Annotated in this window: 24 protein-coding genes; 11 read left to right on the top strand and 13 right to left on the bottom strand. The window is 69.0% G+C overall.

The window, feature by feature from the left end; genetic code table 11:
* Window positions 1–64: 64 nt before the first annotated feature.
* On the top strand, window positions 65–469 hold the full coding sequence (locus tag B7K21_RS11185) for a VOC family protein (protein WP_084075585.1): 405 nt from the start codon (window positions 65–67) through the stop codon (window positions 467–469).
* On the opposite strand, the gene B7K21_RS11180 is transcribed toward B7K21_RS11185, so the two are convergent.
* The 3 genes from B7K21_RS11180 to B7K21_RS11170 all read right to left on the bottom strand — a co-directional run bounded on the left by B7K21_RS11180 (window position 466) and on the right by B7K21_RS11170 (window position 3,487).
* On the bottom strand, window positions 466–1,014 hold the full coding sequence (locus tag B7K21_RS11180) for a helix-turn-helix domain-containing protein (protein ID WP_084075583.1): 549 nt from the start codon (window positions 1,012–1,014) through the stop codon (window positions 466–468). The two genes, B7K21_RS11185 and B7K21_RS11180, sit on opposite strands and share 4 nt — an antisense overlap.
* 104 nt (window positions 1,015–1,118) lie before the next feature.
* Complete coding sequence (locus B7K21_RS12685; protein WP_159448515.1) at window positions 1,119–2,663, bottom strand: 1-acyl-sn-glycerol-3-phosphate acyltransferase; 1,545 nt, start codon at window positions 2,661–2,663, stop codon at window positions 1,119–1,121.
* A complete protein-coding gene (locus B7K21_RS11170) occupies window positions 2,660–3,487 on the bottom strand; it encodes a patatin-like phospholipase family protein (protein WP_084076105.1) in 828 nt (275 codons plus the stop codon). The genes B7K21_RS12685 and B7K21_RS11170 overlap by 4 nt, the downstream gene beginning before the upstream one ends.
* A 244-nt stretch (window positions 3,488–3,731) precedes the next feature.
* Here B7K21_RS11170 and B7K21_RS11165 point away from each other — a divergent pair, with 244 nt between their 5' ends.
* From B7K21_RS11165 to B7K21_RS11140, 6 genes are all read left to right on the top strand, one after another.
* Window positions 3,732–4,511 (top strand): DUF1353 domain-containing protein, encoded by a 780-nt coding sequence (locus B7K21_RS11165; protein WP_159448514.1) that lies wholly within the window; start codon window positions 3,732–3,734, stop codon window positions 4,509–4,511.
* Window positions 4,508–6,190, top strand: coding sequence for a cytochrome c biogenesis protein CcdA (locus B7K21_RS11160; RefSeq protein WP_084075581.1), 1,683 nt, complete (start codon window positions 4,508–4,510; stop codon window positions 6,188–6,190). The genes B7K21_RS11165 and B7K21_RS11160 overlap by 4 nt, the downstream gene beginning before the upstream one ends.
* A gap of 86 nt (window positions 6,191–6,276) precedes the next feature.
* The gene (locus B7K21_RS11155; RefSeq protein WP_084075579.1) at window positions 6,277–6,555 is read left to right on the top strand and encodes a hypothetical protein; all 279 of its coding nucleotides are present in this window, start codon (window positions 6,277–6,279) and stop codon (window positions 6,553–6,555) included.
* Between the two features lie 10 nt (window positions 6,556–6,565).
* Window positions 6,566–7,201, top strand: coding sequence for a sigma-70 family RNA polymerase sigma factor (locus B7K21_RS11150; RefSeq protein WP_084075577.1), 636 nt, complete (start codon window positions 6,566–6,568; stop codon window positions 7,199–7,201).
* Window positions 7,198–8,076 (top strand): anti-sigma factor, encoded by an 879-nt coding sequence (locus B7K21_RS11145; protein WP_159448513.1) that lies wholly within the window; start codon window positions 7,198–7,200, stop codon window positions 8,074–8,076. Before B7K21_RS11150 ends, B7K21_RS11145 begins: the two co-directional genes overlap by 4 nt.
* A gap of 248 nt (window positions 8,077–8,324) precedes the next feature.
* The gene (locus tag B7K21_RS11140) at window positions 8,325–8,993 is read left to right on the top strand and encodes a dienelactone hydrolase family protein (protein ID WP_084075573.1); all 669 of its coding nucleotides are present in this window, start codon (window positions 8,325–8,327) and stop codon (window positions 8,991–8,993) included.
* A 10-nt stretch (window positions 8,994–9,003) separates the two neighbouring features.
* Here the strand turns inward: B7K21_RS11140 and B7K21_RS11135 are convergent, their stop codons facing one another.
* The 3 genes from B7K21_RS11135 to B7K21_RS11125 all read right to left on the bottom strand — a co-directional run bounded on the left by B7K21_RS11135 (window position 9,004) and on the right by B7K21_RS11125 (window position 10,477).
* Window positions 9,004–9,513 (bottom strand): DUF6226 family protein, encoded by a 510-nt coding sequence (locus B7K21_RS11135; RefSeq protein WP_084075571.1) that lies wholly within the window; start codon window positions 9,511–9,513, stop codon window positions 9,004–9,006.
* A gap of 97 nt (window positions 9,514–9,610) precedes the next feature.
* Window positions 9,611–10,129, bottom strand: coding sequence for an aminoacyl-tRNA deacylase (locus B7K21_RS11130; protein ID WP_084075569.1), 519 nt, complete (start codon window positions 10,127–10,129; stop codon window positions 9,611–9,613).
* A gap of 72 nt (window positions 10,130–10,201) precedes the next feature.
* Window positions 10,202–10,477: a hypothetical protein gene (locus B7K21_RS11125; RefSeq protein WP_084075568.1), complete on the bottom strand. Its 276-nt coding sequence runs from the start codon at window positions 10,475–10,477 to the stop codon at window positions 10,202–10,204.
* A gap of 305 nt (window positions 10,478–10,782) precedes the next feature.
* On the opposite strand from B7K21_RS11125, the gene B7K21_RS11120 reads away from it, so the two are divergent.
* Window positions 10,783–12,105 carry an MFS transporter gene (locus B7K21_RS11120; RefSeq protein WP_159448511.1) on the top strand — a complete coding sequence of 441 codons (1,323 nt, stop codon included), beginning with the start codon at window positions 10,783–10,785 and terminating at the stop codon, window positions 12,103–12,105.
* Window positions 12,106–12,211: 106 nt separating this feature from the next.
* On the opposite strand, the gene B7K21_RS11115 is transcribed toward B7K21_RS11120, so the two are convergent.
* Window positions 12,212–13,423, bottom strand: a complete 1,212-nt coding sequence (locus tag B7K21_RS11115) for a cobalamin-independent methionine synthase II family protein (protein WP_084075564.1) — start codon at window positions 13,421–13,423, stop codon at window positions 12,212–12,214.
* A gap of 381 nt (window positions 13,424–13,804) precedes the next feature.
* Window positions 13,805–14,455 carry a DUF6226 family protein gene (locus B7K21_RS11110; RefSeq protein ID WP_084075562.1) on the bottom strand — a complete coding sequence of 217 codons (651 nt, stop codon included), beginning with the start codon at window positions 14,453–14,455 and terminating at the stop codon, window positions 13,805–13,807.
* A gap of 85 nt (window positions 14,456–14,540) precedes the next feature.
* On the opposite strand from B7K21_RS11110, the gene B7K21_RS11105 reads away from it, so the two are divergent.
* The 3 genes from B7K21_RS11105 to B7K21_RS11095 are packed head-to-tail and all read left to right on the top strand — an operon-like array spanning window position 14,541 to window position 15,737.
* A complete protein-coding gene (locus tag B7K21_RS11105; RefSeq protein WP_144016204.1) occupies window positions 14,541–14,744 on the top strand; it encodes a hypothetical protein in 204 nt (67 codons plus the stop codon).
* 4 nt (window positions 14,745–14,748) lie between these two features.
* Window positions 14,749–15,051 carry a hypothetical protein gene (locus tag B7K21_RS11100; protein ID WP_084075558.1) on the top strand — a complete coding sequence of 101 codons (303 nt, stop codon included), beginning with the start codon at window positions 14,749–14,751 and terminating at the stop codon, window positions 15,049–15,051.
* 44 nt (window positions 15,052–15,095) lie between these two features.
* On the top strand, window positions 15,096–15,737 hold the full coding sequence (locus B7K21_RS11095; RefSeq protein ID WP_084075556.1) for an exonuclease subunit SbcD: 642 nt from the start codon (window positions 15,096–15,098) through the stop codon (window positions 15,735–15,737).
* On the opposite strand, the gene B7K21_RS11090 is transcribed toward B7K21_RS11095, so the two are convergent.
* The 5 genes from B7K21_RS11090 to B7K21_RS11070 all read right to left on the bottom strand — a co-directional run bounded on the left by B7K21_RS11090 (window position 15,694) and on the right by B7K21_RS11070 (window position 22,411).
* Window positions 15,694–16,476 carry a hypothetical protein gene (locus B7K21_RS11090; RefSeq protein ID WP_084075554.1) on the bottom strand — a complete coding sequence of 261 codons (783 nt, stop codon included), beginning with the start codon at window positions 16,474–16,476 and terminating at the stop codon, window positions 15,694–15,696. The genes B7K21_RS11095 and B7K21_RS11090 overlap by 44 nt on opposite strands.
* Before the next feature lie 17 nt (window positions 16,477–16,493).
* Complete coding sequence (locus B7K21_RS11085) at window positions 16,494–18,590, bottom strand: beta-galactosidase (RefSeq protein ID WP_084075552.1); 2,097 nt, start codon at window positions 18,588–18,590, stop codon at window positions 16,494–16,496.
* 32 nt (window positions 18,591–18,622) lie between these two features.
* Window positions 18,623–19,603 carry an ABC transporter permease gene (locus tag B7K21_RS11080; RefSeq protein WP_084075551.1) on the bottom strand — a complete coding sequence of 327 codons (981 nt, stop codon included), beginning with the start codon at window positions 19,601–19,603 and terminating at the stop codon, window positions 18,623–18,625.
* Window positions 19,600–21,105 (bottom strand): sugar ABC transporter ATP-binding protein, encoded by a 1,506-nt coding sequence (locus tag B7K21_RS11075; RefSeq protein ID WP_234989293.1) that lies wholly within the window; start codon window positions 21,103–21,105, stop codon window positions 19,600–19,602. The genes B7K21_RS11080 and B7K21_RS11075 overlap by 4 nt, the downstream gene beginning before the upstream one ends.
* A gap of 148 nt (window positions 21,106–21,253) precedes the next feature.
* Window positions 21,254–22,411, bottom strand: a complete 1,158-nt coding sequence (locus B7K21_RS11070) for a substrate-binding domain-containing protein (RefSeq protein WP_084075549.1) — start codon at window positions 22,409–22,411, stop codon at window positions 21,254–21,256.
* Window positions 22,412–22,486: the final 75 nt, after the last annotated feature.

The following is a 22,486-nucleotide window of genomic DNA, read 5'->3' as shown; positions in this document are numbered from 1 at the left end:
GACACCGCCCGGCTCCGCGGGGGCCGGCGCCGGACGGCGCCACGACCGCAAAGGAGCCCCCGCCATGACCATCACTGCCACCGCCGTCGCGACGTTCTCGACGGACTCGATCGATGACGCGATCGACTTCTACGGCACCAAGCTGGGCCTCAAGGTTCTTGGCCCTGACACGATCGGCGTCGAGGACGCTATCGCACTGGCGCTCGCGCACGACAGCACGGCGTTCATCTACCTGAAGGACGACCACGAGCCTGCCAAGCACACGGCGCTCACGCTGCTCGTGGATGACATCGACGCGACGGTCGCCGCGCTCGATGCCGCAGGGATCAAGCCCGAGCCTCTCGAATGGACGGACGAGACCGGCGTGGCACGCGGGGTCGAGGGCATGCCGCCCTCGGCGTGGGTGCGCGATCCGGCGAAGAACTGGGTGTGCTTCACCGAGGCGCGGCTGACGGACCTGCCTGCCTAGGCCCCGTCCTCCGCTTTCACCGTGTGCGGGAACGCCGTGATGTTGAGCACGGTGGCCGTGGTGCCGGGCCGGGGGCGCGAGGCCTGCACGCGCTCGATGATGCTGCGCAGCTGACCCTCGATCTCCTCACGCTCCTCGTCGGTGAGATGCGCCACCTCACGGCTGACGATCGTGAAGTCATCCACCCAGCTCGCGCCCTCGGACGTGATGTAGCGCGTCGCGTCCTGCGCGAGCATGCGGCTGTACGCCTCGATTCCGGCGACGAACTCGGGCCCGCTCAGGGCGCCGATGTCCTGGCGCGACAGCAGGTCCTCGCCGCGCTCGGCGCGGAAGAAGCGCTCGGTGGCGCCGCCGCGGCGCTCCTCGCGCATGACGGTGATGAGGCCCGCCTCGTGAAGTTCGGTGACCGCGCGGTAGAGGGAGGCCTGAGGAACGTCGTCGAGCAGCCTCGCGAGCTGCTTGACGCTGAGCTCTTCCTGCGAGAGCGCGAGCACGACGCGCATGCGGACGGGATGGAGCAGAGTCTGGATGCGTCGAGCTGTCATCTGTCTATTCTAGATGGCGAGATTGAAGAGTTGAGAACGTCGCATAGCGGCCCTTTCCAGGTGCGATCGTCCAGGTCCGGCCAGCGCCGGGAATGGTGGACGCGTCACGGGCGGCGTCGTCCCAGCCACGGCACGAACTTCCCGGTGCGCGACGCATACTCCGCATATCCCTCATACTCCGCGAGAAGGTAGCGCTCCTCAAGCCTGGTCTTGGACTCGAAGAATACCGCGAGCACTGCGACGAGGCCCCATACGACGACCTCCCCGCGCGCGATCGCCACGCCCAGGCAAATCACGACGACAGCCGTGTACACGGGATGGCGCATCCACCGGTACAGGCCCCTCGCGACGAGGCCGGTGCCGTTGGGCGTCGGCAGCGGTGTGAGGGCACGCCCCAGGTGATATCCGGACAGCACCAGCCCGACCGAGCCGAGCAGCACCACGGCGAGCCCAGGCAGCGGCGCCGACGCGGTGTCGGGGCTCCACGAGGGCGGCCAGAACCCGATGCCCAGGAACAGCAACGCCTGCGCGCCCACGAGCGCCCAGTCGATGCGTGCCTGCCTGTCGAGGAGCTTCATCCGGTGAGCCACCATCCTTCCTTCGGAGGCCGCTCGCGAGACCTCCACGTCTTTGCTGTCGATCCAGCGGTCCACTGTCTCCCACCAGTCGAAGAGCCACTCAGTGCGCGCCTCCGCGTCCGCCGGGATCTCGTTCGGCATCGCGGTCCAGCCCTTCATGGTGATGCGCTTGTCGACCGGCAGAGCGCGCCACACGTCGCGCACGGAGGAGAGGTCCTCGAGGCCTGTGTGCGCGACGACGACCACGGCTGCCTGCGGGCACGCCTCCATCGCGGCCATGACGCCGCCCACGTGCGGCGGCATCACGTGGGGCATCGCCGCTGCCCGTTCCGCGAGCGCCTCGTGCCCGGCGTCGCGCAGCGCGGCGATGCGCGCCTCGCGCCGACGCGGCGTCGCGTTGGCGCCCTCGGGGAAGATGAGCACCGCGTCGTCGTCATCCATCCCGGCGGCGAGCTGGCCCACGGCCTCCGCGCCCCCGGGGGCGCCTGCCCGACGGTGGCGTCGGGGGGTGACGAAGCGCGACGGGATGCGGTGCAGCAGCACGTCGATCGCGGGATCCCACTGCAGCGTGTCCTTGAGGACGATCATGGGATCGCGCGAGAAGCGGTTGAGAAGTGCCTCCACGATGACGAAGGAGTCTCCGGGGCCGGCATGGCGGCTCACGACGATGATCGGCAGACCGCGCGCGGCGCTGTCAAGGTCGGCGTCCACGTGCACGATGTCCAGGCGGAGCGTCCAGCGGATCTGCCAGAACAGGATCGCCATGAGCCTGCTGGTGAGCGTGTAGTGCGCCTCCTGGAACGCGGGGCGCTTGAGGAGCAGGCCGAAGCCGGATGCGACCCACAGCGCGAACAGCGCCACGAGCGCGAACGCGTCCCACATCAGGTAGAAGACGCCCATGAACAGCACGCGGGTCAGGCGCAGCCGCCCCGGGAGCGCCCAGCTCACGACGCCCGCGACGAAGGCCGCGAGCAGCACCACCACCGGGACGCCTGCGACCGCGAGCAGCACGACCAGCGGGGCGATCACGACGCGGCGCACCCACACGGGCGGCAGTCTCAGGCTCTTCACGCGTCTCCCTTGAGGGCGAGGTACGCGGCGGACGCCTCGTACGCCGCCGCGATGCGCGCGTGAGTGGCGTCCATCTTGCGGTACGAGGCGAGGCTGGCGTCGTCCGGCTGCGGCCCTCCGTAGGGCAGCACGTGGACGTCGACTCCCTCGGGAACCTGGGACAGCTCGCGCGCGAAGCGGTGGCGGCGCGAGATCTCGAAGGCGACGCGCGCCACCTCGGACGGCTTGGTCGGCGCCGTGAGGGGCTCCTCGATGCGCCCCACCTGGAGGACGTACACCTCGGTGGCGCCGCGCGCGATCGCCTCTCCGAGTGGGATCGAGTTGACGATGCCGCCGTCCACGAAGTGTTCGCCGTCGATCAGCGTGGGAGGCAGTGCAGCGGGGACGGAGGCGGAGGCGAGCACCGCCTCGACCACGGGCCCGGAGTCGAACCACCGCTCGGCCGCGCCCTCGATGCTGGCGGCGCACACCGCGAGCGGCACCCGCAGGTCGGCGAACGTGGTCGTGCCGCCCACCATGTCTGCGATGAGGGTGCGCAGGGGTGCGGGGTCGTTGAGGTGGATGCGGCTGGTCGCGAGCCGCTGCATCTGGCGCAGCCACGAGTCGCCGTACACGGCCGAGGCGGCGGGCGACGCCCACACGTCAGCGAGCCTCTCCACGACCTCCTGCGAGGGGTCGGCGGCAACCGCAGCGCCGTTGATCGCGCCGATGGAGGTGCCCACGATCAGGTCGGGACGGACCTCGGCCTCGAACAGGGCCTTGAGCATGCCGATCTCGACGGCGCCGCGCACGCCACCGCCGCCCAGCACGAACCCGACCGTCATGCTCACGACTCTTCCACCTGCGCGCGCCCGTGTCACCCGGCCACGGCGTCGGGCATATGCGCTGCCCCTCCCCCGACGCTTCGAACCAACGGACACTGCGAACCAATCTGAGCGCGACACTCCGGGTGACCATGGCGTCGGGCGTGAGCCTGCGGCATGTCGCGTGCGGAACTGGTTCGTGCTGAGACACGGGGCATGCGCCACACTGGGGTCAGACGGAGCGTCCTGGGGGAAGAGGGGTCCGATGCCGTTCCTGAGTGGGAATCCACAGCTCGAGCAGACCGGCGAGCGCGAGTGGACGCTGCTCGCCGACGTCGTCTATCGCGACCCGGATACGCCCGACGCGGGGGTCGGCGACGTCTGGATCGCACCGGCGGGCATGACGACGGACCTCGCCTCAGTCCCCGCGGTCGCGTGGGGCGTACTGAGCCCTTCTGGCCTGCACACGCGGCCCGCCATCATCCACGACCACCTGAGCCAGTCCGTCCCCGACGAGCTCGCGCAGTCGCCGCTGCGATGCCGCGAGTGGCGCGCGCATCGTCAGGTGGTGGACCGCCGCTTCCGCTCATCGATGATCGAGGTGGGCGTGCCGCGCTTCCGGGCGGCGCTGCTGTGGATGGGCGCGGTCGTGGGCCGCTGGTGGGTGCACGGGCACCCGCTGCAGGTGGTCGCGATGGTGGTTCAGCTCGCGGCGACGTACGCGTGCATCGTCGCGGGGCTCGCGCTGCTGCCCTCGTGGTGGTCGTTCGTGCTGATCGCGGGCCCGGCGCTGCTCGCGTTCCTGTGGGGGCGCGACCGTGCGGCGATGTGGGTCGCGCAGTATCCGGGGCTCGTGCTCATCGCGCTCGGCGTGGTGACGGCGGCAGTGTCCCTCACTGAGTGGGCGTTGTCGCAACTGTCCGGACCGCGCGAGACGATCCGCCGACGCGAGGCGAGTCCCGTGCCGCTGCGTCCCGTCCCCGCACACGCGCCGCAGACGGGCCACCCCGTCCCCGAGGAGCGCGCCTCCGAACACCAGACATGACCACACTGATCATCGTCGGACTCGTCTCCGGCATCATCACCGCCATCAGCCCCTGCGTGCTGCCCGTGCTGCCCGCGATCCTCACGAGCGCCATCCAAGACGGGGCCGCGTCGCGGCGCCGTCCTGTGGTGGTCGTCGCAGGCCTCGTCACCAGCTTCGCGATCTTCACGCTCCTGGGCGGCATCCTGCTCTCAAGCCTGGGCCTTCCCGACGACCTGCTGCGCTGGATCGGCATCGTCGTGCTCGCCGTCGTGGGCCTGGGCCTCGCCGTGCCGGCCGTGGGCCACGTGCTCGAGCGCCCGTTCCAGAGCACGAAGATTCCGCAGCTGAACCGCGACGGCAACGGCTACGTCATGGGACTCGCCCTGGGCCTGGTGTTCGTGCCGTGCGCGGGGCCGGTGCTCGCCGCGATCACCGTGCTCGCCGCGACCAACGGGGTGAGCTGGGGGCTCGTCGCGCTGACGCTGGCGTTCTCGGCGGGCATCGCGATCCCCCTGCTCGCCTTCGGACTCGCGGGGCAGGCGATCGGCTCGCGCATCAAGGCGGTGCGCACGCGCCTCGCGGGAATCCGCATCGCCTCGGGCGTGATCCTCATGCTCACCGCGCTGGTGATCGCGACCAACATCGCGGAACCCCTGCAGCGCGCCGTGCCAGGCTTCCTCGCCCAGATCCAGGAGCGCATCGAGAACGACGACGCGGTGCGCACCGAGCTCGACGACCTCGCCGGCCGCGAGGAGGCCGTCGCCGCGTCGGGCGATGCGATGACGTTCGACGAGTGCGAGGAGACGGGCGGGACCGAGCTGCTCAACTGCGGCCCCGCACGCGACTTCGTCGGTATCGAGACGTGGCTCAATACGCCCGCCGCGGCGGCGCCTGACCTCGGAGGCAAGGTTGTGCTGGTCGACTTCTGGACCTATTCGTGCATCAACTGCCAGCGCACGTTCCCGTTCCTCACCCAGTGGTACGACAAGTACAAGGACCTGGGGTTGGAGATCGTGGGCGTCCACTCCCCTGAGTTCGCGTTCGAGAAGGTCGTGGGCAACGTCGAGGATGCGACCGAGCGTTACGGCATCGACTACCCGGTGGCGATCGACAACGACTTTCTCACGTGGCGCGAGTGGGACCAGCGGTTCTGGCCCGCGCACTACCTGATCGACACCGAGGGCGTGGTGCGCCAGGTGCACTACGGCGAGGGCCGCTACGAGGAGACCGAGGCGCTCATCCAGGAGCTGCTCGGCATGCCGGACGGCGGCTTCGTGGACGCGGACGCGGGCAACCACACCGCGGATCGCACGCAGGAGAGCTACCTGGGGTACGGACGCCTGCAGTACGCCGAGAACGCCTCCGTGCCGCGCGACGAGCCCACCGTGTTCGGAGGCACGCCCACTCCGCCCCTGCACCACTTCACTTACGAGGGCGAATGGACCGTCACGGAGGAGTATGCGGAGGCCGGCGCCGGCGCGAGGCTGTTCCTGCACTACTACGCGGCTGATGTGCACCTGGTGATGGCGGGCCAGGGCACTGTCAAGGTGACGGTGTTCGGCTCAGACGAGACGACCGAGGTGGAGGTGGACGGCACGTCCGATCTCTACACGCTGATCTCCGGCGAACCGGGCGAAGCGGTCGTGATGCTCGAGTTCTCTCCTGGCATCGAGGCGTACGCCTTCACCTTCGGGTGATCCCCGCGGCGCACCCATCCGCCCGGCCGCCTGCCTCGAACCCCTCGTGAGCGGCGCCCGCCGTTCACCAAGCACTGGGAGGGAACATGAAGCTCGCACCCCGAATGCTCGCGGCCCCGGCCGTGGCCCTGCTCGTCGCCGGATTCGTCGCCGGCTGCGATGAGTCGACGCCCGCCACCTCGTCCGACGCGCCAACTGCGACCGAGGACAGCATGATGGAGGAGGACGACACCATGGAGGAGGACTCCATGGAGGACGACAGCATGGAAGACGACTCGATGGAGGACGACTCCATGGACGAGTCCCACGACGACGAGATGACGGATGACTCCATGGAAGAGGACTCCATGGAAGACGACTCCTGAGGCGGGAGCGATGGCTGAGCGGCATCTGCGTGCGGTGCGAGGCGGCGACGAGCCGTCTCGCACTGCCGCGCGCCCGGAGGACGGGGCGTCGCGCTCCGCTCGCCTGGACGCGCTGCTCAGCCTGACGGCGCGCGGCGACGCCCGCGCGTTCGAGGATCTGTACGACGCCGTCTCCGCGTCGGTGCTCGGCCTCGCTCTGCGCGTGGTGCGCGACCGCGACATGGCGGAGGACATCGCGCAGGAGGTGCTCGTCGAGGTGTGGCGCAGGGCATCGCGCTTCGACCGCTCGCAGGGCACGGCACGCAGTTGGATCCTCACGATCGCGCACCGGCGTGCGGTGGACCGCGTGCGCTCGGAGCAGGCGCACAGCGAGCGGCTGCGCCAGCACGGCGCACAGCACGAGGTCGACCCCGACCGCCCCGACCACGTGGTGGATACGATGCACCGCGAATGGGAGTCGGCGAGGGTCCGCGCCGGCCTCGCCCACCTGACTGAGCGTCAGCGCGAGGCCATCGAGCTCACGTTCTACCAGGGCCGCACGCACCGCGAGATGGCGCAGTTGCTGGGCATCCCGCTCGGCACCGCCAAGGCACGCGTGCGTGACGGCCTGATCAAACTTCGGGACGCATGGGAGGTGGAGTCGTGAACGAGGACGTGCACTCCCTGCTGGGCCCGTACGCGGTCGGCGCCCTGGACGACGCCGAGCGCGAGGCGTTCGAACGCCACCTCGACGCGTGCGCAGACTGCCGCGAGGACGTCGCGTCGTTCGGCGAGGTGACCGCGTCGCTTGCGGAGGCCGAGGCGGTCGCGCCGCCGGTCGAGTTGCGTGCGCGCGTCATGGACGCCGCCGCGCGCACGCCGCAGCTGCCGCCGATCGTGGGCGACCTGCCCGACGCTGGGGAAGCCGGGCCGCGGCTCGCTCCTCTGGGCCGCCAGGGGCACCCGTCGGCGCTCGACTCTCAGCCCGACGCGTCAGTGACGCCTCTCAGCCGCCCCGTCCGCGGCATGGCGGACGAGACCAGCGATGCCGTCGACCCCAATCAGGAGAGCCGACCGCGCGAGCACGCCCGCGCTCGGCGCAGCCGGAGCCTGCTCGTCGCCGCGGCGTCGGTGCTCGCCCTCGCGGCGGTGGGCCTGGGCTGGGGTCTGAGCCAGGACGACCCGGGAGACTCGCTCGCGATGGAGCGCGAGGTCATGATGATCGCCTCGGCGCCCGATGCGCATTCGATGGACCTGGATCTTGGGTCGACGCACATCGTCGTGTCTGACCGCATGGAGGCGTTCGCCGTCATGGGGACGTCGACCCCGATGCCGGACAAGGGCATGGAGTATCAGCTGTGGCTGGTGATGGAGGACGGCACCAAGGTCGCCGGCCCCACGTTCATGCCTGGCGACGACGGCGAGGTGATGACGATGATGCACGTGGACCTTGCGGGCGCGATGGCGATCGGCGTCACGATCGAGCCCGAGGGCGGATCGGCGGCGCCCACGTCGGAGGTCATCGCCGAGGTCGCGCTGTAGCGCGCACCCGGAACCGATCCCACGCGTACGGCGCATCTCGGGCATCTCGGCATGCCCGACGCACCCCGGAGGTCACAATCGGGTCACGCCGGTTCACTTCGCCTTGAGGACTCGCTACCGTCGCAGGTGCGAAGGGGGTGTCCCGCCATGCGGGGCAGCGCGAAGCTCGCTCGTGCGTGATCAATGGCGATCACGCGCGGGCGGCCCCACCTTCGCCTTCACCTCCCGTGCCTTCACGTCCCGCTCGCATGCTCGTCCGCACACCCCTGCGGGCATCTCGAGTCGCGCCGCGAGGGGAGCCGAGCGAGACTGAGCGTATGGCGGAGATCCTGCTCTTCCATCACGCGTACGGCCTCACGGAGTCCCTCCGGGCGTATGCGGACCGTCTGCGCGCCGAGGGACATCTGGTGCACTCGCCCGACGCGTATGCCGGCTTGTGCTTCGCCCGCCTCGACGACGGGGTGCAGCATGCGCAGGACATCGGGCACGACGCCCTGGCCGACGTGGCCCACCGCGCGGCGAGGCAGCATCGCAGTGCGACGGTCGTGATGGGCTTCGGCCTCGGGGCGATGCAGGCGCAGTTGCTCGCACAGGATCTGCCTCGGATCAGGGGCTGCGTGCTCATGGGCGGGGCGCTCGCGCCGCGGTCTCTCGGCTCGGACTGGCGGCCGTCGGTGCAGCTCGAGGTGCACCTCGCAGAGCCGGACGAGTGGGTCGAGGAGGAGTCGTTGCAGGCGCTCCGGTATCACGCCCCTCACGCGCGCGTGTTCCGGTATGCGAACCGCGGGCACCTGTTCGCGGAGCGCGACTGCCGCGACTGGGACGGCGACGCGGCGGATCTGTTCGAGGAGCGTGTGGACGAGTTCCTCGCGGGGATTGCGAGCGCGGATCACGCCGTCGCGGCGCGAGGCCTGTAGCGCCTGGAGCTTAGGCGAAGGGCCAGTTGAGCACCGCGTCGGAGACGAAGTCCTCGAGCACTGCGGTCATGTCGTCGAGACTCTCGTCGCACGCATCGCAGTCGCACACCGGCACGCGCACTTCACGGCCCGCCCAGCGCATGACGACACCGTGGGTGGCGGTCTCGATCACCTGGAGCGCAGGCCCTCCGCCGTGGGGCGCGATGAGGCGCACGGGGGGCGGCGCGTCGCGCAGTCGCCTGCGAGGCGCCGACCAGGCGGCCACGTCGGCCGGCGTGCCTTCGGGCGGCCGGTACGACTCGGTCGCATCGGTGTCCGTCGCAGCGCGCTCCTCTACGACGTGGTCGACGAGAGCGCGCGCGACCGGCCAGATCGCCTCGAAGCGCTCGGGATTCGTCACGCGCGAGTAGGTGTCAGGCAATGGCGAGCGCCCGGTCTCCCAGCGCCGTCCGTAGGGGATCGGCGCTCCGGAGTCGGGGTCTCGGAAGTCTCCGAAGTCGACGTCGGGCCTGGTGTACACATCACCAGCGTAAGACTGGTCGTCCACGCACGGTAGCCCCCACCTGAGGGGCGGATGTACCGTGCGAACCGTGCAGAAGCGGACGGAATGCGCCGATTCAGAGCTCGTCGGTGACGTCCGCCACGGTCGCACGGGTCGCGCTCACCAGGTCGGCCGCGTCGAGCGTGGCGCTCACGCCATGTGCACCGCCGCCGATGCTCACGGGCTCGGCACGTTCGACGATGAGCGCATCCGCGATCACCGGCCACGGCGTACCGTCCGCGCGGCCCTGCGCCCCGAACGGGGTGATCGTGCCGCGCTCATATCCCGTGGCGTCGCGCGCGGTCCCTGCGTCAGGCATCGACAGGCGGCTCACCCCCAGCAGGGCTCGCAGCTTGGGCCACGAGATCTGCCGGTCGCCTGGCACAAGCACGAGCAGGAAGTCGTCGTCGCCCCGACGCACCACGAGAGTCTTGACGACTTGGCGCGGGAGCAGCCCGCGCGCCGCGGCAGCCTCATCGAGGGACGCGACGGGGCCGTGGCTCACGACCGTGTGCACCACGCCCGACGCGGCGAGCGCCTCGGTCGCGCGGGTAAAGGGCGCGGGAACGGCCGGGATCTCAGAGGTCTCGCTCATGCTCACGCAACATACGCCGCACCCGGCGTGTTCCCGGGGAGGCGGCCCGAGCGTCGGGCATGCCGCGCCCGGTCACGTGTCGACGCCGAAGCCCCTGCCCGTCATCGTGGGCCCGTGCTCCCCCATCGGCGGAGGCGTGTGCATCTCCACCGTGATCTCGGGCGCGACCGCGGGCGCGATGTCCGTGGCCCACCAGTCGCTGAAGGCGACGGTGGCGGAGGACAGCCAGCCGTCCGTCACTGCGACGTAGGCGAAGGCGATCAGGAGCACGAGGGTCACGAGCTCGAACAGCGGAATCAACTGAATGCGACGGGCGGCATCACGTGCACGGGCGGCGTCGATCGCCATTCGCGGCTGCGGCGCCGATGCGCGGAATGTACGTATGGCATCGGACGCCAGATTCGGCGTAGTCACAAGTCCCCCCTGGGTTGTGAATCGAGTACGTAGGTGCCATCTCGTACAACCGTAAGTCTGCCATGACTATTCCGCGCGCGGTGACAACGCGTGGCTTGTTTACCAGGAATTCAACGCACGGCTGTCTCTTATGTCCGATTCTACGAGCACCAGTGCACAGGCCCCCTCCGCGCCGTGTGGGAGCATGTGGGAAGTCCCCCGCTCCGCCGATGGAGCACGGACCTGAGAGGGCATCCCACGTGACCGACGAGCGCTCGCCCAGCCCTGCGCCCAGCCTGGCAGACCCCTACGAGCCCGCGCGGGTCGCCGTCGCCGCCTCCACAGTTCCAGGCACAGCCGACAGCGTCGCGCTGCCCAACGCCGCCGCCCCCGTACCCGCGCCGGCCGAGGTGTCCCGGCGGCGGGCCGTGGCCGCGATCATCGCCCTCGCCGCGTCGATGTTCCTGTACGTGTCCAACGAGATCGCACCGCTGGGACTGATCTCCGTGATCGCAGCCGATCTGGGCGAGACCGAGTCCACGGTGGGACTGCTCATCGCAGCCGGCGCCGCATCGGTCATCGTGCTCTCGGTCCCGCTCGCGCTGCTCGCGAAGCGGGTCCCGTACCGGTGGACGCTCACCGCGGCCGGAGTGCTCTTCGCCGGCGCGCTCGTGATGCACGCCGCGTCGACATCGTTCGAGATGCTCGTCGCCGGCCGACTCCTCGGCGCCGCGGCGCACGCGCTGTTCTGGGCGGTCGTCACGCCAGCTGCGGCGGGGATGTTCCCCGTCCAGGTGCGCGGGCGCATGGTGTCTCGCACGATGATCGGAGCGTCCGCCGCGGGCGTCGCCGGGCTGCCCGGGCTCACCTGGATCGCCCAGACCACGTCGTGGCAGACCTCGTACCTGCTGCTCGCCGCCCTCACCGTTCTCGCCACGGCGGCCGTCGCAGTGCTGCTCCCCACCTTCAGGGGCGACGAGGGCTCGACCGCGCGCGGCGAGCTGCCCAGCTGGCCCGCCTTCATCCGCGTGCTGTGCGTCGCCGCGCTCAGCGTCGGCTCGCTCGCGACCGTATGGACCTACATCACCCCGTATCTGCTGCAGGTGCCCGGCTTCGCACCAGCGACGGTGCCCCTGCTGCTGGCCGCAGGCGGAGGGGTCGGCGTGGTCGCCATGGCGCTCGTGGGGAGGTTCCTGGACCGTTGGCCCGTGCGCTCGGTCGCCGTGGCGCTGGCCATGCTGCTCGTCGTCTACCTCGTGCTGGGACTCGCCGGCTCGGTGCCGGCCGTCTCCGTCGCGATGGTGCTGCTGCAGGGCTTCTCGTGGTCCGTCGCCGTCGCCGCGATGCTGAACTGGGGGATGAGGCACGCCCCCGGCCGCACTGACATCGCGGTGGCTGCGTACAACTCCTCGTTCAACGCGGGCAATGCGCTCGGGCCCTTCATCGGCGCGGCGCTGCTCGCAGGCGCCGGCGCGGCCGTGCTGCCGTGGGCGTCGGCCGGGCTCGTGACCGTCGCGCTGGCCGTCGTCGCGTCGTCGCGCCCGTGGCACCTGCTGGAACGCATGAGATCAGCCCGACGCTAGGGCTGGCCCCTTCTCCGGATGCACCCGGGCACACCCGGTGACGCAGCGAGGCCCGGCACCCCAGGGGGGCGCCGGGCCTCGAAGGGTAGTGCCGCGTCGGGCGTTGTCAGCCGTTCAACTGCTGGGCGGCGCGACGTGCGCCCTCGCCCAGCGACTCGAGCTTGGCCCACGCGATCTGCGGGTGAACGCGACCGCCGAGGCCGCAGTCGGTCGACGCGACGACGTTCTCCGCTCCCACGAGGTCGGCGAAGCGGACGATGCGCTCGGCGACCAGGTCGGGGTGCTCGACCACGTTGGTGGAGTGACCCACCACGCCCGGGAGGATCTTCTTGCCCTCGGGCAGCGACACGTCCTTCCAGACCTTCCACTCGTGCTCGTGGCGCGCGTTGGCGGCCTCGAACGAGTACTGGCCGGCGTTGATCTCCAGCATCTTGTCCGCGATGTGCACGAACTCGAGGTCCGTGGTGTGCGGGCCGTGCCACGAGCCCCAGCACAGGTGGAAGCGGATCCTGTCCTCAGGCAGCCCCTTGATCGCGTGGTTGATCGCGTCGATGCGGGTCTGGATGAACGCGCGGTAGTCGGCCACGCTGGGCTCGGGGTTGATCTGGTCCCACGACTCGGCGAGGGACGGGTCGTCGATCTGCAGCGTCAGGCCCGCGTCGATGATCGCCTTGTACTCCTCGCGGAGCACGTCGGCCCAGGCCCAGATGTGCTCCTCCTCGTTGGCGTAGTACTTGTTGCCGATGCGAGCGGCAGATCCGGGCGCGAGCGCCGTGATGAAGCCATCCTCGAGGCCATTGGCGTCGAGCGCGCCGCGCAGGTGGCGCGTGTCTGCGGAGACGAGGTCGTGGCCGCGGTAGGAGAGCGGGCCCGTGACCTCGGGCCAGAACGGCGGCTCGCCCATGAGCACGCCCGAGGTCGGGTCGAAGTACGCCTCCGCGAACTTGGTCCAGTCGCGGCGGTCGTTCATGGTGGTCAGCTGCACGTTGCCTGGCGTCGAGCGCACCGGCTCGGGCATCGGCGCGTCCTTGGCGGGCAGCGAGAGGCCGCCGGTGCGCTGGAAGCTGTACGACCACCAGGCGCCGAAGTCGTGGCCCGGCGACATCGCCTTGCCGAACTCACCGTCGCCCACGACCGTGATGCCGGCCTCGACCTGGCTGCGCACCACGTCGGTCACGGCCTCCTGGACCAGAGCGTCGAACTCGTCGTTGGTCTCGAAGGTGAAGCCGTCGTCGGCGACGGGACGGGCGGCGTTCGCCTCCGCGAGCTTCGCGGTGCGCGGCAGCGAGCCTGCCGTGGTGGTCTGGATGGTGCTCATGCTTCTCCTCGGTGTGCGACGGCGGCGCCCTGCTCTGGGCGACCGTCGGCGCGTGGGTCGACGGGGCTGTCGCAGGCAACTTCCGTTCCGGCCGGCATCACCGGGCGGCGGATCCGAGGCTTCGTTTGATGCGCTGCTGCGGCCATTGTGCCTGATTGGCGGGTGTCGCTCAAAGTGGTGGTGGGGTGGGCGCGCCAGCATCCGATCACCACCCCACCCCACGTCGAGACCCCGTCCCGCCGTCGCCGCGGCTCCCGCACGCGGTGTGCTCGGCAGCCGGCGTGTCACACGGTCGAAGCGGGCGGACACGCCGCCTTCAGGGCGATCCGCGTGCGGGAGCCGCGGCGGGCACGCGGCGCCATGCGCAGAATGCGTGCCACGTCAGGCCGCGCGCAGCGGCCACGGCGCGAACGGCGGCCGCTCGCGCATGAGCGCCCTCAGCTCGCGGCGCTGCGAGAAGGACTTACGGGTCCAGCCGCCCGATGCGCCGTGCCCCGGCAACGTGAGCCCGTGACGGACTCCTCCGCTGTCGATGGCCTCCCACGCCTCCCCCGCGGCGACGGCGAAGGCGAACTCCTCGAGGTAGTCGGCCAACTCCTCCGCGCTGTCATCGCACGCGTCGCATGCGCACACCGGTGCGAGCACCTCGAGCGAGGCGCCAGCGAGCATCTGCACCCCGGGCGCCGCGCTCTCGATCACTGTGAGGGGCACGCCTGGCCCACGGGGCTCGAGCCGCCGCACGGGGGATGGCTCACCGTCGCTCGACGGACGCGCCTCCCGCAGGTGTTCGCCTTGAGCCCGCCCGACGCTCGGGTCGGCCCCATCGATCACGACGGCGTCGTAGGTGGCCACCAGATGGTCGACGATCGCGCGCGCCACGGTCCACATGACCTCGAAGCGCTCGGGGTGCGACGTCACGCTGTAGGCATCATCGGGAGGCCAGCCGTCGAGGCTGCGCCTGAGCCCGTACGGGATCACCGCGCCCGCGTCGTCGCGGTACTCGGGGAACGCCACATCGGGCCTGGTGTACACGCGAATGACGCTACCTGCCGCGCACACCGGCCACAAGCATGCGGAACCCTGGCGGAGGGCGCGTCCAAGGTCTACCGTGAGCCTCATGTACGGACCCATGATTCCCGCCGGCTACGACATCCTGTGGTCGATCGTCGCAGTTCTCGGAGTGCTCGTGTGGCTCGCCGTCATCGGAGGCTTCTTCTGGATGGTCTTCAATGTCGCGAGGATGCGCAAGGATCTCACGGCGATGCGCCGGGAGCTCGCCCTCGCGAGGGGCGAGGACCCTCTGGACGCACCGGGAGCGTGACGCCGTGACTGAGCAGACGAACTCCAAGCAGCCGGCGCTCGCTCCTGTCGCGCCCTCGAATCCTCACTCAGTGCTCGGTGCGCAGATCGCGTTGGGGATCTGGTTCGTGCTGTCGATGATCGCCGCTGGCCAGATCTTCGGCACCGTGTTCAGCGACTTCGACGGAGTCGACCAGAACTGGTTCGTGGGCGGCATGGCGATCGCCGCGATCGCGAACATCCCGGTGATCGTGCTCTTCACGATGCTGAAGAAGATCCACCTCAACATTGCGGCGCTGCGTGACGCGAAGGCACCCGCGGAGAGCTGACCCGACGCCGCATCGGTGTCAGCCCTGGCCGATAGCCTGCGGGCATGCGGCTTCTGCACACCTCTGACTGGCACATCGGGCGGACCTTCCATGGTCACAGCACCGATGAGCACCTGGCGCAGGTGCTCGCCGCGATCGCCGTCGCGGTCGCGGAGCACGGCGTGGATGCGGTGATCGTCGCGGGCGACATCTTCGACACGTCCACGCCCAAGGCCGACGCGTTCACGATGCTGGGCGACGCGGTGCGCGCGATCCGCGAGGCGGGTGCCACGGTCATCCTCACCTCGGGCAATCACGACGGGCCGCAGCGCCTGGGCCACATGGCCGAGTTCGCGTCCTTCGGCGGCGTGCACGTGCGCACCGAGGTCGCGGCGCTCGCCGAGCCCGTGACGCTCACCGACGAGCACGGCGACGTGCTGGTGTACGGCATCCCCTACCTGCACCCTGAGTTCGTGCGCGCGGCCTTCCCGGAGTCCGATGCTCGCACCCACGCACCACGACGAACTCACATCGGTCCAAGCCATGGTGAGGCTGGCCAGTCCCAGTATCTTCGGGGAGCTCGAGCCGCGGAATGGGGCGCCCGCGCAGGCACGGACGCCCCATCCTGGAGGAGGCCGGGACTGCAGCCCCGGACGAAGCCGCTCAGAGGTGGAGAGTCGCCCTCCCTGCGGCCACTAGTTCGATGACCTTGCGGGCCTTGTCGCTCGCGCTGGCAGCAAGGAACGACCCCGCGTCATCGCGGTCGAGCACCAAGGTGATTGACAGAGACTTGCCGAGCGATCGCAACCAGCTCTCGACGTTGCCGGCAACGACGTCGCGCGCCCCCGAGATGTCGACCAGCGAGGGGTCGACGGTCGTGATCGATGTGACCTTGTGCTCCGCGTCGAAGTCGAGCACCAGCGAGGCCCAGAGGGAGTCGCCATCGTGCACGCCGAGGAAGACCGTAGTCTCCGGCGGCACCATCGCGCGCACCGCGGCATTCATCTCCTTGAGCGACACCCCGGTGTTCCACTGCATGCCCATGACCTGACGGGCAGGCCCGGGGTAGGTCACGATGCCGTCGGGGTAGTCATCGAAGGCCGCGTACGTGCGCTGCACGTACGAGTCGAGGTCCTCATCGATCTCCCAGGAGTTCTGAACCTGGGCGAAGTACGAGTCGACCGCCTGCCGCTCCAGCACCACGACGAAATCGACCTTGTCGCGGTTGAGCTCATAGAGCTCTCGCGCGAGCGTATGCGGGTTCTCGACCGTCTCGACGGCGCCCTCGCACGGCTCGCCCAAGGTGTGACGGAACTTGAGGACCGCGCCGTGCTCGTGGATCACCACGAGACGCCGCGCAGCCTTCGCCGAGCTCAGCAGCAGAGCCTGAGCATTCCTCCAGTGGTCGACATCGATGTCGGCCATGAGCACGTCCTTGTGCAGCATGTCAGTGTCACTTCCTCTCAGGCCGCAAGGGTGCAGCGGTAGACATGGATCGAGTAGGGCGCCATCTGCGCCGTGATGGTGCGACCGGCGGCCGTCACCTCGCGTCCGTCCCAGATCTCCTCGACGGACCTCAGCTCGGCTCCGAAAGACACGCTCGCGTCGATCGGATCCGCTGTGGGATTGGCGACGAACACGACCTTCTCCGGGGCCCCGTCCCGCGCCGAGTGCACAGTGACCTCGAGGCGATCGTCGTTGCGCACGACGCGCAGGGCGCCGGCCGCGTCGACGGCCTGGCCGAGCGCTTCCGCCACTGCCACGGCGTCCGTTGCGACGAGGATGCTCCCGTCGCCGACATCGGCCTTCACGACGCCACCGGCATCGACCGAGCCAACCGCGTCGGCCAGGATCGTGCAGGGCTTCATGGAGCTGTCCAGCGTCGGGAGCTTCGGCCCGACGACCACGGTGCCCCCGCTCTTGGCGAAGGCCACCAGCGCCGCCTGGGTGTCGCTGCTCAGGTAGTCGAGGGTGGTCAGCACGACCACGTCGCGCTCGTTCCACCGCTCCGGGTCCAGATCCGTATCGGAGAGGACCGGCGCGACTCCGAGCTCGGAGAGCCCGTCCTCGAACGACTGGAACCACTCGCTCTTGATCATCTGCACCGGCGCGTCGAAGCCGAGCTTGGCCTCGCTCATCGTGACCGGCCCGGCGTACTCGGAGAAGCCGGAAGGCGTCTCGAGGAAGTCGCCGGGGAACGACACGAGGACGCTTGCCGCCTCAAGCCGGTCGTACTCGCGGTTCGCGAGCAGTAGCACGTCTGCGTCCCTGCGGAACCGGTGCATCTCTCCCCTGTCCAGCATGGCGTTGACCGCACCGAACATCGCCACCTTCTCAGCACGTTCGCGGCCGTCGCGACGGATCGGCGAGTCGAGCCAACGGTCACGTTCCACGAGCATGTAGCGAGAGAATCCACGAATGCCCTGCATGAGCGCCGCCTTGGTCACGAACTCCTCGTCATGCCAGTCGCCGGGGTTGAGGTACCAGGGCCAGACGCCGGCGATGAACTCCGGGATGTACGGGTAGCGACTGGTGCCGGCCACGTAGGACGCGACTGTCTTGACGTGGTGGAACAGCTCCTTGCGCGAGTAGATGTCGAAGCCGACGAAGTCCAACTTCTCCTCGAGCTTCGCGATGTTGAACGGGGCGGTGTAGCCGGACGCCGCTCCACCCGGACCGAGCGGGTGCGGGTAGTTGTGGAACAGCGCGATCCCGCTGAGACCGCGTTCGCGCATCATCTGCGCGAGCCGGTCCATGGCGACGATCAGGTAGTGCTCGCGATACTCGGCCCAGTCGGCGTACCAGGGGATGTCCTGCTTGTCGGTAGCAGCGAATCGACGGGGCGGGTCGACCTGGGCGAGCGAGTCGTACGAGGTCCCGTAGGCGTCGTTCACTGCGTCGAGGCTGCCGTACTTGTCGGACAGAAATGCCCTGTAGAGCGCGAGCGACTCGGCGGAGTAGTCGGCGATGTAGGCGTTGACGCCGAAGAAGTAGGCCATCTCGTTGTCGACCTGCGCCCCGACGATGCCGCCGTTGGGGTAAGCGTGCTTGGCGAGGATGGCGCATATCGCGTCGTACCAGAGCGCCGTCTCGTCGTAGAACTCGTCGGACGCATAGTTGAGGGCGGGGATCGGCTTGGGCACCTGGGTGAGGACGACCTTCGAGCCTGCCCCGCTGACGGCGTGGAGGCGCTCGTTGGCGAGGATGCGCTTCGGGTACCCGAACCACGTGAGCTCGGAGTTGATCTGCGGCCCGGGGCGGACGATGATCTTGAACCCCTTCTGCTCGCAGAGGGTGAGGAACGCGTCGATGTCGTTCGACGGGTTGACCTCACCGAAGTCGAAGCGTCCTCTCTCCAGCTCGTGGGCCTCCCACGGGATGTAGATTGAGATCATCGTGAAGCCCATGCGCTTCACGGACTCGAGGATGCCGTCCCACTTGTCACGGTCGAGCCGCCAGTAGTGCACTGCCCCGCCGTAGAGGTTCGACTCTGCGCCATCGACGGTGATGGCCTGATCGCGGATGGCGATCGGTCGGGACGTATTCCGGTTCTCGGACACAGTATTCCCTTTCTTTCTCTCAGTGATGCGGCCTATCGACCGCGCGCGAGCGCGACCGCGAGGACGATGATGATTCCGCGGATGATCTGCTGCTGGCTGGAATCGAGGCCAGCGAGGATGAGGCCGTTGTTGATGAGGCCCATGAGGAGGGCGCCGAACATGGTTCGGACGATGGAGCCTCGTCCTCCAGCGAGCGCGGTGCCGCCGAGGATGACCGCTGCGATCGCCGTGAGCTCGTCGCCGTCGCCCCATTGGAAGCGTCCGGATTGGAGCCTCCCGGCATACAGCATCCCTGCGAGGGAGGCAGCCATGGCGGAGATCATCATGACTCGGAACTTGATGGCTCTGGTGTTGATGCCGGAGTACTCCGCAGCGGTGCGGTTGGAGCCGGTGGCGAGCACCTTGCGACCGAAGCGGGTCCGGTTGAGGGCGACGGCTCCGACGGCGACGGCCAGCAGGCTCCAGACGACGAGCCCGGGTATCGGTCCGATGTTCCCGGAGCCGAACAGCCCGGTGAACGTGTCGTCAATAATGGGGATCGGTGCCGAGCTAGTGATCCATTGCGCGAAGCCGGCGGCGACGCCCATCATCGCGAGAGTCACCAGGAACGAAGGAATCCTCACGTAGGCGACGAGCGCCCCGTTGACCGCACCGACGATGGCGCCTGTGACGAGCCCCGCGAGGATGCCCGGTACCAGCCCGAAGGCCGCGATCGCCATGGCAGTGGACACCGAGGTGAGGCCAGCGATCGAACCGACCGAGAGATCGATCTCGGCGTTTGCGATGACGAACGTCATGCCGACCGCGATCACCATGATGATGGCGGATTGGCGCGCGATGTTGAGCAAGTTCTGCGAGCTCATGAACCCCTGGTCTCCAAGGAGGATCGCGAAGATCAGGAAGATCACCACGAACCCGATGAAGATGATGTCCCGACGCCAGTCGAACCAGGCGGGCAGCTGGAACCCACCGCCGGCCTGGGCCTCCTGCCGCTCCTGCGCGTCGACGCTCATGATCCGATCCCCTGAACTGCCAGCTCGAGATCGACTTCACTGTTGATCATTTCCGCTCCAATGCTGTTCACGATGCGTCCTTCGCGGACGACGAGGTAGCGATCGCACATGGCGATCAGCTCGGGGTACTCGGATGAGATGACGAGGACGGCCTTGCCCTCATCTGCGAGCCGCTTGACGATGCCGACGATCTCGGCCTTGGTGCCGATGTCGACTCCTGCGGTTGGCTCGTCGAGGATGAGGACGTCGGGCTCGGTCCCGAGCCACTTGGCGAGCACGATCTTCTGCTGGTTGCCGCCGGAGAGGAGCCGGGCCGGGCTATCGGGCCGTGCCACGGCGATCGAGAAAGCCTCGATGAGTCGGTCCGACAGCGTCTTGACCTTCGCGCGCGAAAGGAGCCCGTTGGACCTCACCTCGTCGAGCAACGGGAGCGTCAGGTTCTCGCGGACAGAGTGGTCGAGCACGAGACCCTGGAGTCTGCGGTCCTCGGGCACAAGCGCGATGCCCTGGTCGATGGCCTTAGCGGGGCTGCCCAGGTCGATGACCTCTCCGCCCTTGCGGACCACCCCCGCGGTGACCTTGGTGACCCCGAAGAGCGCCCGCGCAAGCTCGGTGCGACCCGAGCCCATCAGCCCCGCGAGCCCCACGATCTCCCCGGCGCGTATCTGGAAAGAGACCTGGTCGATGCCGGGTGCCTCGAGGCCCTGCACTTCAAGCAGGACTGGGGCGTCCTCGGGAACGGTGCGCCTGTCCCCGGGGGGAGCGGCGAGCTCCTTGCCCGCGATGCCGTTGACGATCTCCTCCGGAGAGATGTCGGCCAGGGTCGACGTCAGCAGGTTGCTGCCGTTGCGCAGGATCGTGATGCGGTCGGCGATTTGGAAGACCTCGTCCATGCGGTGGGAGATGTAGACAATGGCGATGCCCTGCGCCTTGAGCCGTCCGATGAGCTCGAACAGCGCGCCCACCTCGTTCTTGCTGAGCGAGGCGGTGGGCTCGTCCATGATGAGCACCCGCGCGTCCTGGCTCAGCGCCTTGGCGATCTCGGTGAGCTGCCATTCGGCGGTCGGCAGCCCGGCGACGTCAGCAGTGACGTCCACGTTGACGTCCATGCGGGAGAAGATCTCTCCCGCCGTGGTCTGCATCGCCGCGTCGTCGATCAGCCGCCACTTAAGTGGCTCCTGGTCGAGGTAGATGTTCTGGGCGACGGTGAGGCTGGGGACCAGCGAGAACTCCTGGAAGACCATGCCGATGCCTGCGGCCTTGGCCTGGTGGATCCCCTCGAAATCGAACGGCTTGCCGAAGAGCTCGATCGCGCCGCCCTCTCGCGAGTACACGCCTTGAAGGATCTTCATGAGAGTCGACTTGCCGGCACCGTTGCCGCCCGCGAGCGCGTGGACCTCGCCGGGTGCGACCTCGAAGTCGACGCCGTGGAGCACCGTGACGCCGTTGAACGACTTGGTGATGCCGGTCATCCGGATGGCCGGGGCACTGGGCTCGGACATGCAGTTGCCTCCGCTTCTGTGGTGTGGGGGTGCGACGCTCGCGCCGGTGCGGCGGTGGTGGTCTCGGGCGTCGCGCAGCACGGGCGCGAGCGTCGCGTGTCAGGAAGGCTGGGGCGCGGCGCGGCTGCCTCCGCGCCCCAGCTGGCGGCTAGTCGGCGTAGGAGTCCGTGAGCTCCGACGGCGGGTCGACGTGGTAGACCGAAGTCCAGGCTTCGAGCACGTTCTCATGGGTCACCGGCAACGCCGACAAGGCCACGTATGGGGGAAGGTCCTTGCCGAGCAGGGCGCCAGCGGCGAGGTTGGCCTCGGTGACTCCCTGGTCGTAAGGGACCTGGGCACCAAGGCCAACGATCATCTCGTCCTTCGCCAGGGCGATCGCCACGTTCGTTCCAAGATCCTCCGTGGCGATCTTGAGGTCGGTGCGCGCGGCGGAGCGAGCCGCGGCCATCACGCCCTCTGCGGGCACATCCCACACGGCCCAGATGCCGTCGAGGTCGGGGTACCGGGTGAGCCAGGCGTCGGCAACGGCCTGAGCGTCGCCCGCGAAGTCCGGACCGGCGATGCCCTGTTCAGCGACGATCTCGATGCTCGGGTAGTCGCTCTCGATCGTCGCCTTGAAGCCGTCGTAGCGCTGCTGTGTCACGAAGAAGTCAGCCTCGTGGTAGATCAGGCCGATAGCACCCTCTCCCGCGAGGGCCTTGGCCATGAGGTGCGCGGAGACGACACCGTTGCCGTAGTTGTCGGCGGAGACGATGGATACGTAGTCCTCGCCCGCGGTCATGCCGTCGGGGACGTTGTCCATGAAAACCAGGGTGATTCCTGCGTCAGCGGCGGCCTGGTAGGCGCTCGCGGTCGCGACGGGGTCCGTGGGAATAGAGACGATGATGTCGGGATCCTTGGCCATGACAGTCTCGATGTCGGAGACCTGCTGGCCTGGGTCGAAGTCCGCGTCAGTGACGGCCACGACCTCGATACCGAGCTCCTCGAACCGTGCCTGAAGACCTGCAATCTGCGCATTGGCCCAGTCGTTGCCTCCGTAGTGCATGACGATCGCCGCGGTGGCGCCGAGTTGCCGTACCTGCGCGATCTCGTCATCTGTGAGTTCGGCCGCAGATGCTTCCGATGGTTCCTCCCCGCTGGGGCCCTTCGAGAAGACCTGGCCCTCGATGGCAGCGAGGGCTTCGTCGGCCTGCGTGAACTCCGAACCGTCCGTCGGCGCCGTCGCGCCTGCCTCGCCCGACGAGCACGCCGCAAGTCCCAGCGTTGCGACCGCTGCGGCAGCGGCCCACTTCATGGTGCTTCGCATGAGCAATCTCCTTTGATCGCCTATCGAAACCCGCATCTCCGCCTCCTAGCGCAGCCCTTGCGGGTTGCCCGCCGC

This window comes from Demequina sp. NBRC 110052, from assembly GCF_002090075.1.
Taxonomy (GTDB): Bacteria; Actinomycetota; Actinomycetes; order Actinomycetales; family Demequinaceae; genus Demequina.
This window is presented reverse-complemented; position numbering and strand designations above follow the sequence as displayed.

What these genes read in the sequence shown, in the direction of transcription:
- B7K21_RS11080 (WP_084075551.1), bottom strand. Translation starts at nt 19,603, where the DNA reads ATGAGCGTCGACGCGCAGGAGCGGCAGGAGGCCCAGGCCGGCGGTGGG.
- B7K21_RS11130 (WP_084075569.1), bottom strand. Translation starts at nt 10,129, where the DNA reads ATGAGCGAGACCTCTGAGATCCCGGCCGTTCCCGCGCCCTTTACCCGC.
- B7K21_RS11180 (WP_084075583.1), bottom strand. Translation starts at nt 1,014, where the DNA reads ATGACAGCTCGACGCATCCAGACTCTGCTCCATCCCGTCCGCATGCGC.
- B7K21_RS11115 (WP_084075564.1), bottom strand. Translation starts at nt 13,423, where the DNA reads ATGAGCACCATCCAGACCACCACGGCAGGCTCGCTGCCGCGCACCGCG.
- B7K21_RS11070 (WP_084075549.1), bottom strand. Translation starts at nt 22,411, where the DNA reads ATGCGAAGCACCATGAAGTGGGCCGCTGCCGCAGCGGTCGCAACGCTG.
- B7K21_RS11075 (WP_234989293.1), bottom strand. Translation starts at nt 21,105, where the DNA reads ATGTCCGAGCCCAGTGCCCCGGCCATCCGGATGACCGGCATCACCAAG.
- B7K21_RS11125 (WP_084075568.1), bottom strand. Translation starts at nt 10,477, where the DNA reads ATGGCGATCGACGCCGCCCGTGCACGTGATGCCGCCCGTCGCATTCAG.
- B7K21_RS11095 (WP_084075556.1), top strand. Translation starts at nt 15,096, where the DNA reads ATGCGGCTTCTGCACACCTCTGACTGGCACATCGGGCGGACCTTCCAT.
- B7K21_RS11170 (WP_084076105.1), bottom strand. Translation starts at nt 3,487, where the DNA reads ATGACGGTCGGGTTCGTGCTGGGCGGCGGTGGCGTGCGCGGCGCCGTC.
- B7K21_RS11155 (WP_084075579.1), top strand. Translation starts at nt 6,277, where the DNA reads ATGAAGCTCGCACCCCGAATGCTCGCGGCCCCGGCCGTGGCCCTGCTC.
- B7K21_RS11160 (WP_084075581.1), top strand. Translation starts at nt 4,508, where the DNA reads ATGACCACACTGATCATCGTCGGACTCGTCTCCGGCATCATCACCGCC.
- B7K21_RS11140 (WP_084075573.1), top strand. Translation starts at nt 8,325, where the DNA reads ATGCTCGTCCGCACACCCCTGCGGGCATCTCGAGTCGCGCCGCGAGGG.
- B7K21_RS11090 (WP_084075554.1), bottom strand. Translation starts at nt 16,476, where the DNA reads ATGCTGCACAAGGACGTGCTCATGGCCGACATCGATGTCGACCACTGG.
- B7K21_RS11185 (WP_084075585.1), top strand. Translation starts at nt 65, where the DNA reads ATGACCATCACTGCCACCGCCGTCGCGACGTTCTCGACGGACTCGATC.
- B7K21_RS11105 (WP_144016204.1), top strand. Translation starts at nt 14,541, where the DNA reads ATGTACGGACCCATGATTCCCGCCGGCTACGACATCCTGTGGTCGATC.
- B7K21_RS11150 (WP_084075577.1), top strand. Translation starts at nt 6,566, where the DNA reads ATGGCTGAGCGGCATCTGCGTGCGGTGCGAGGCGGCGACGAGCCGTCT.
- B7K21_RS11165 (WP_159448514.1), top strand. Translation starts at nt 3,732, where the DNA reads ATGCCGTTCCTGAGTGGGAATCCACAGCTCGAGCAGACCGGCGAGCGC.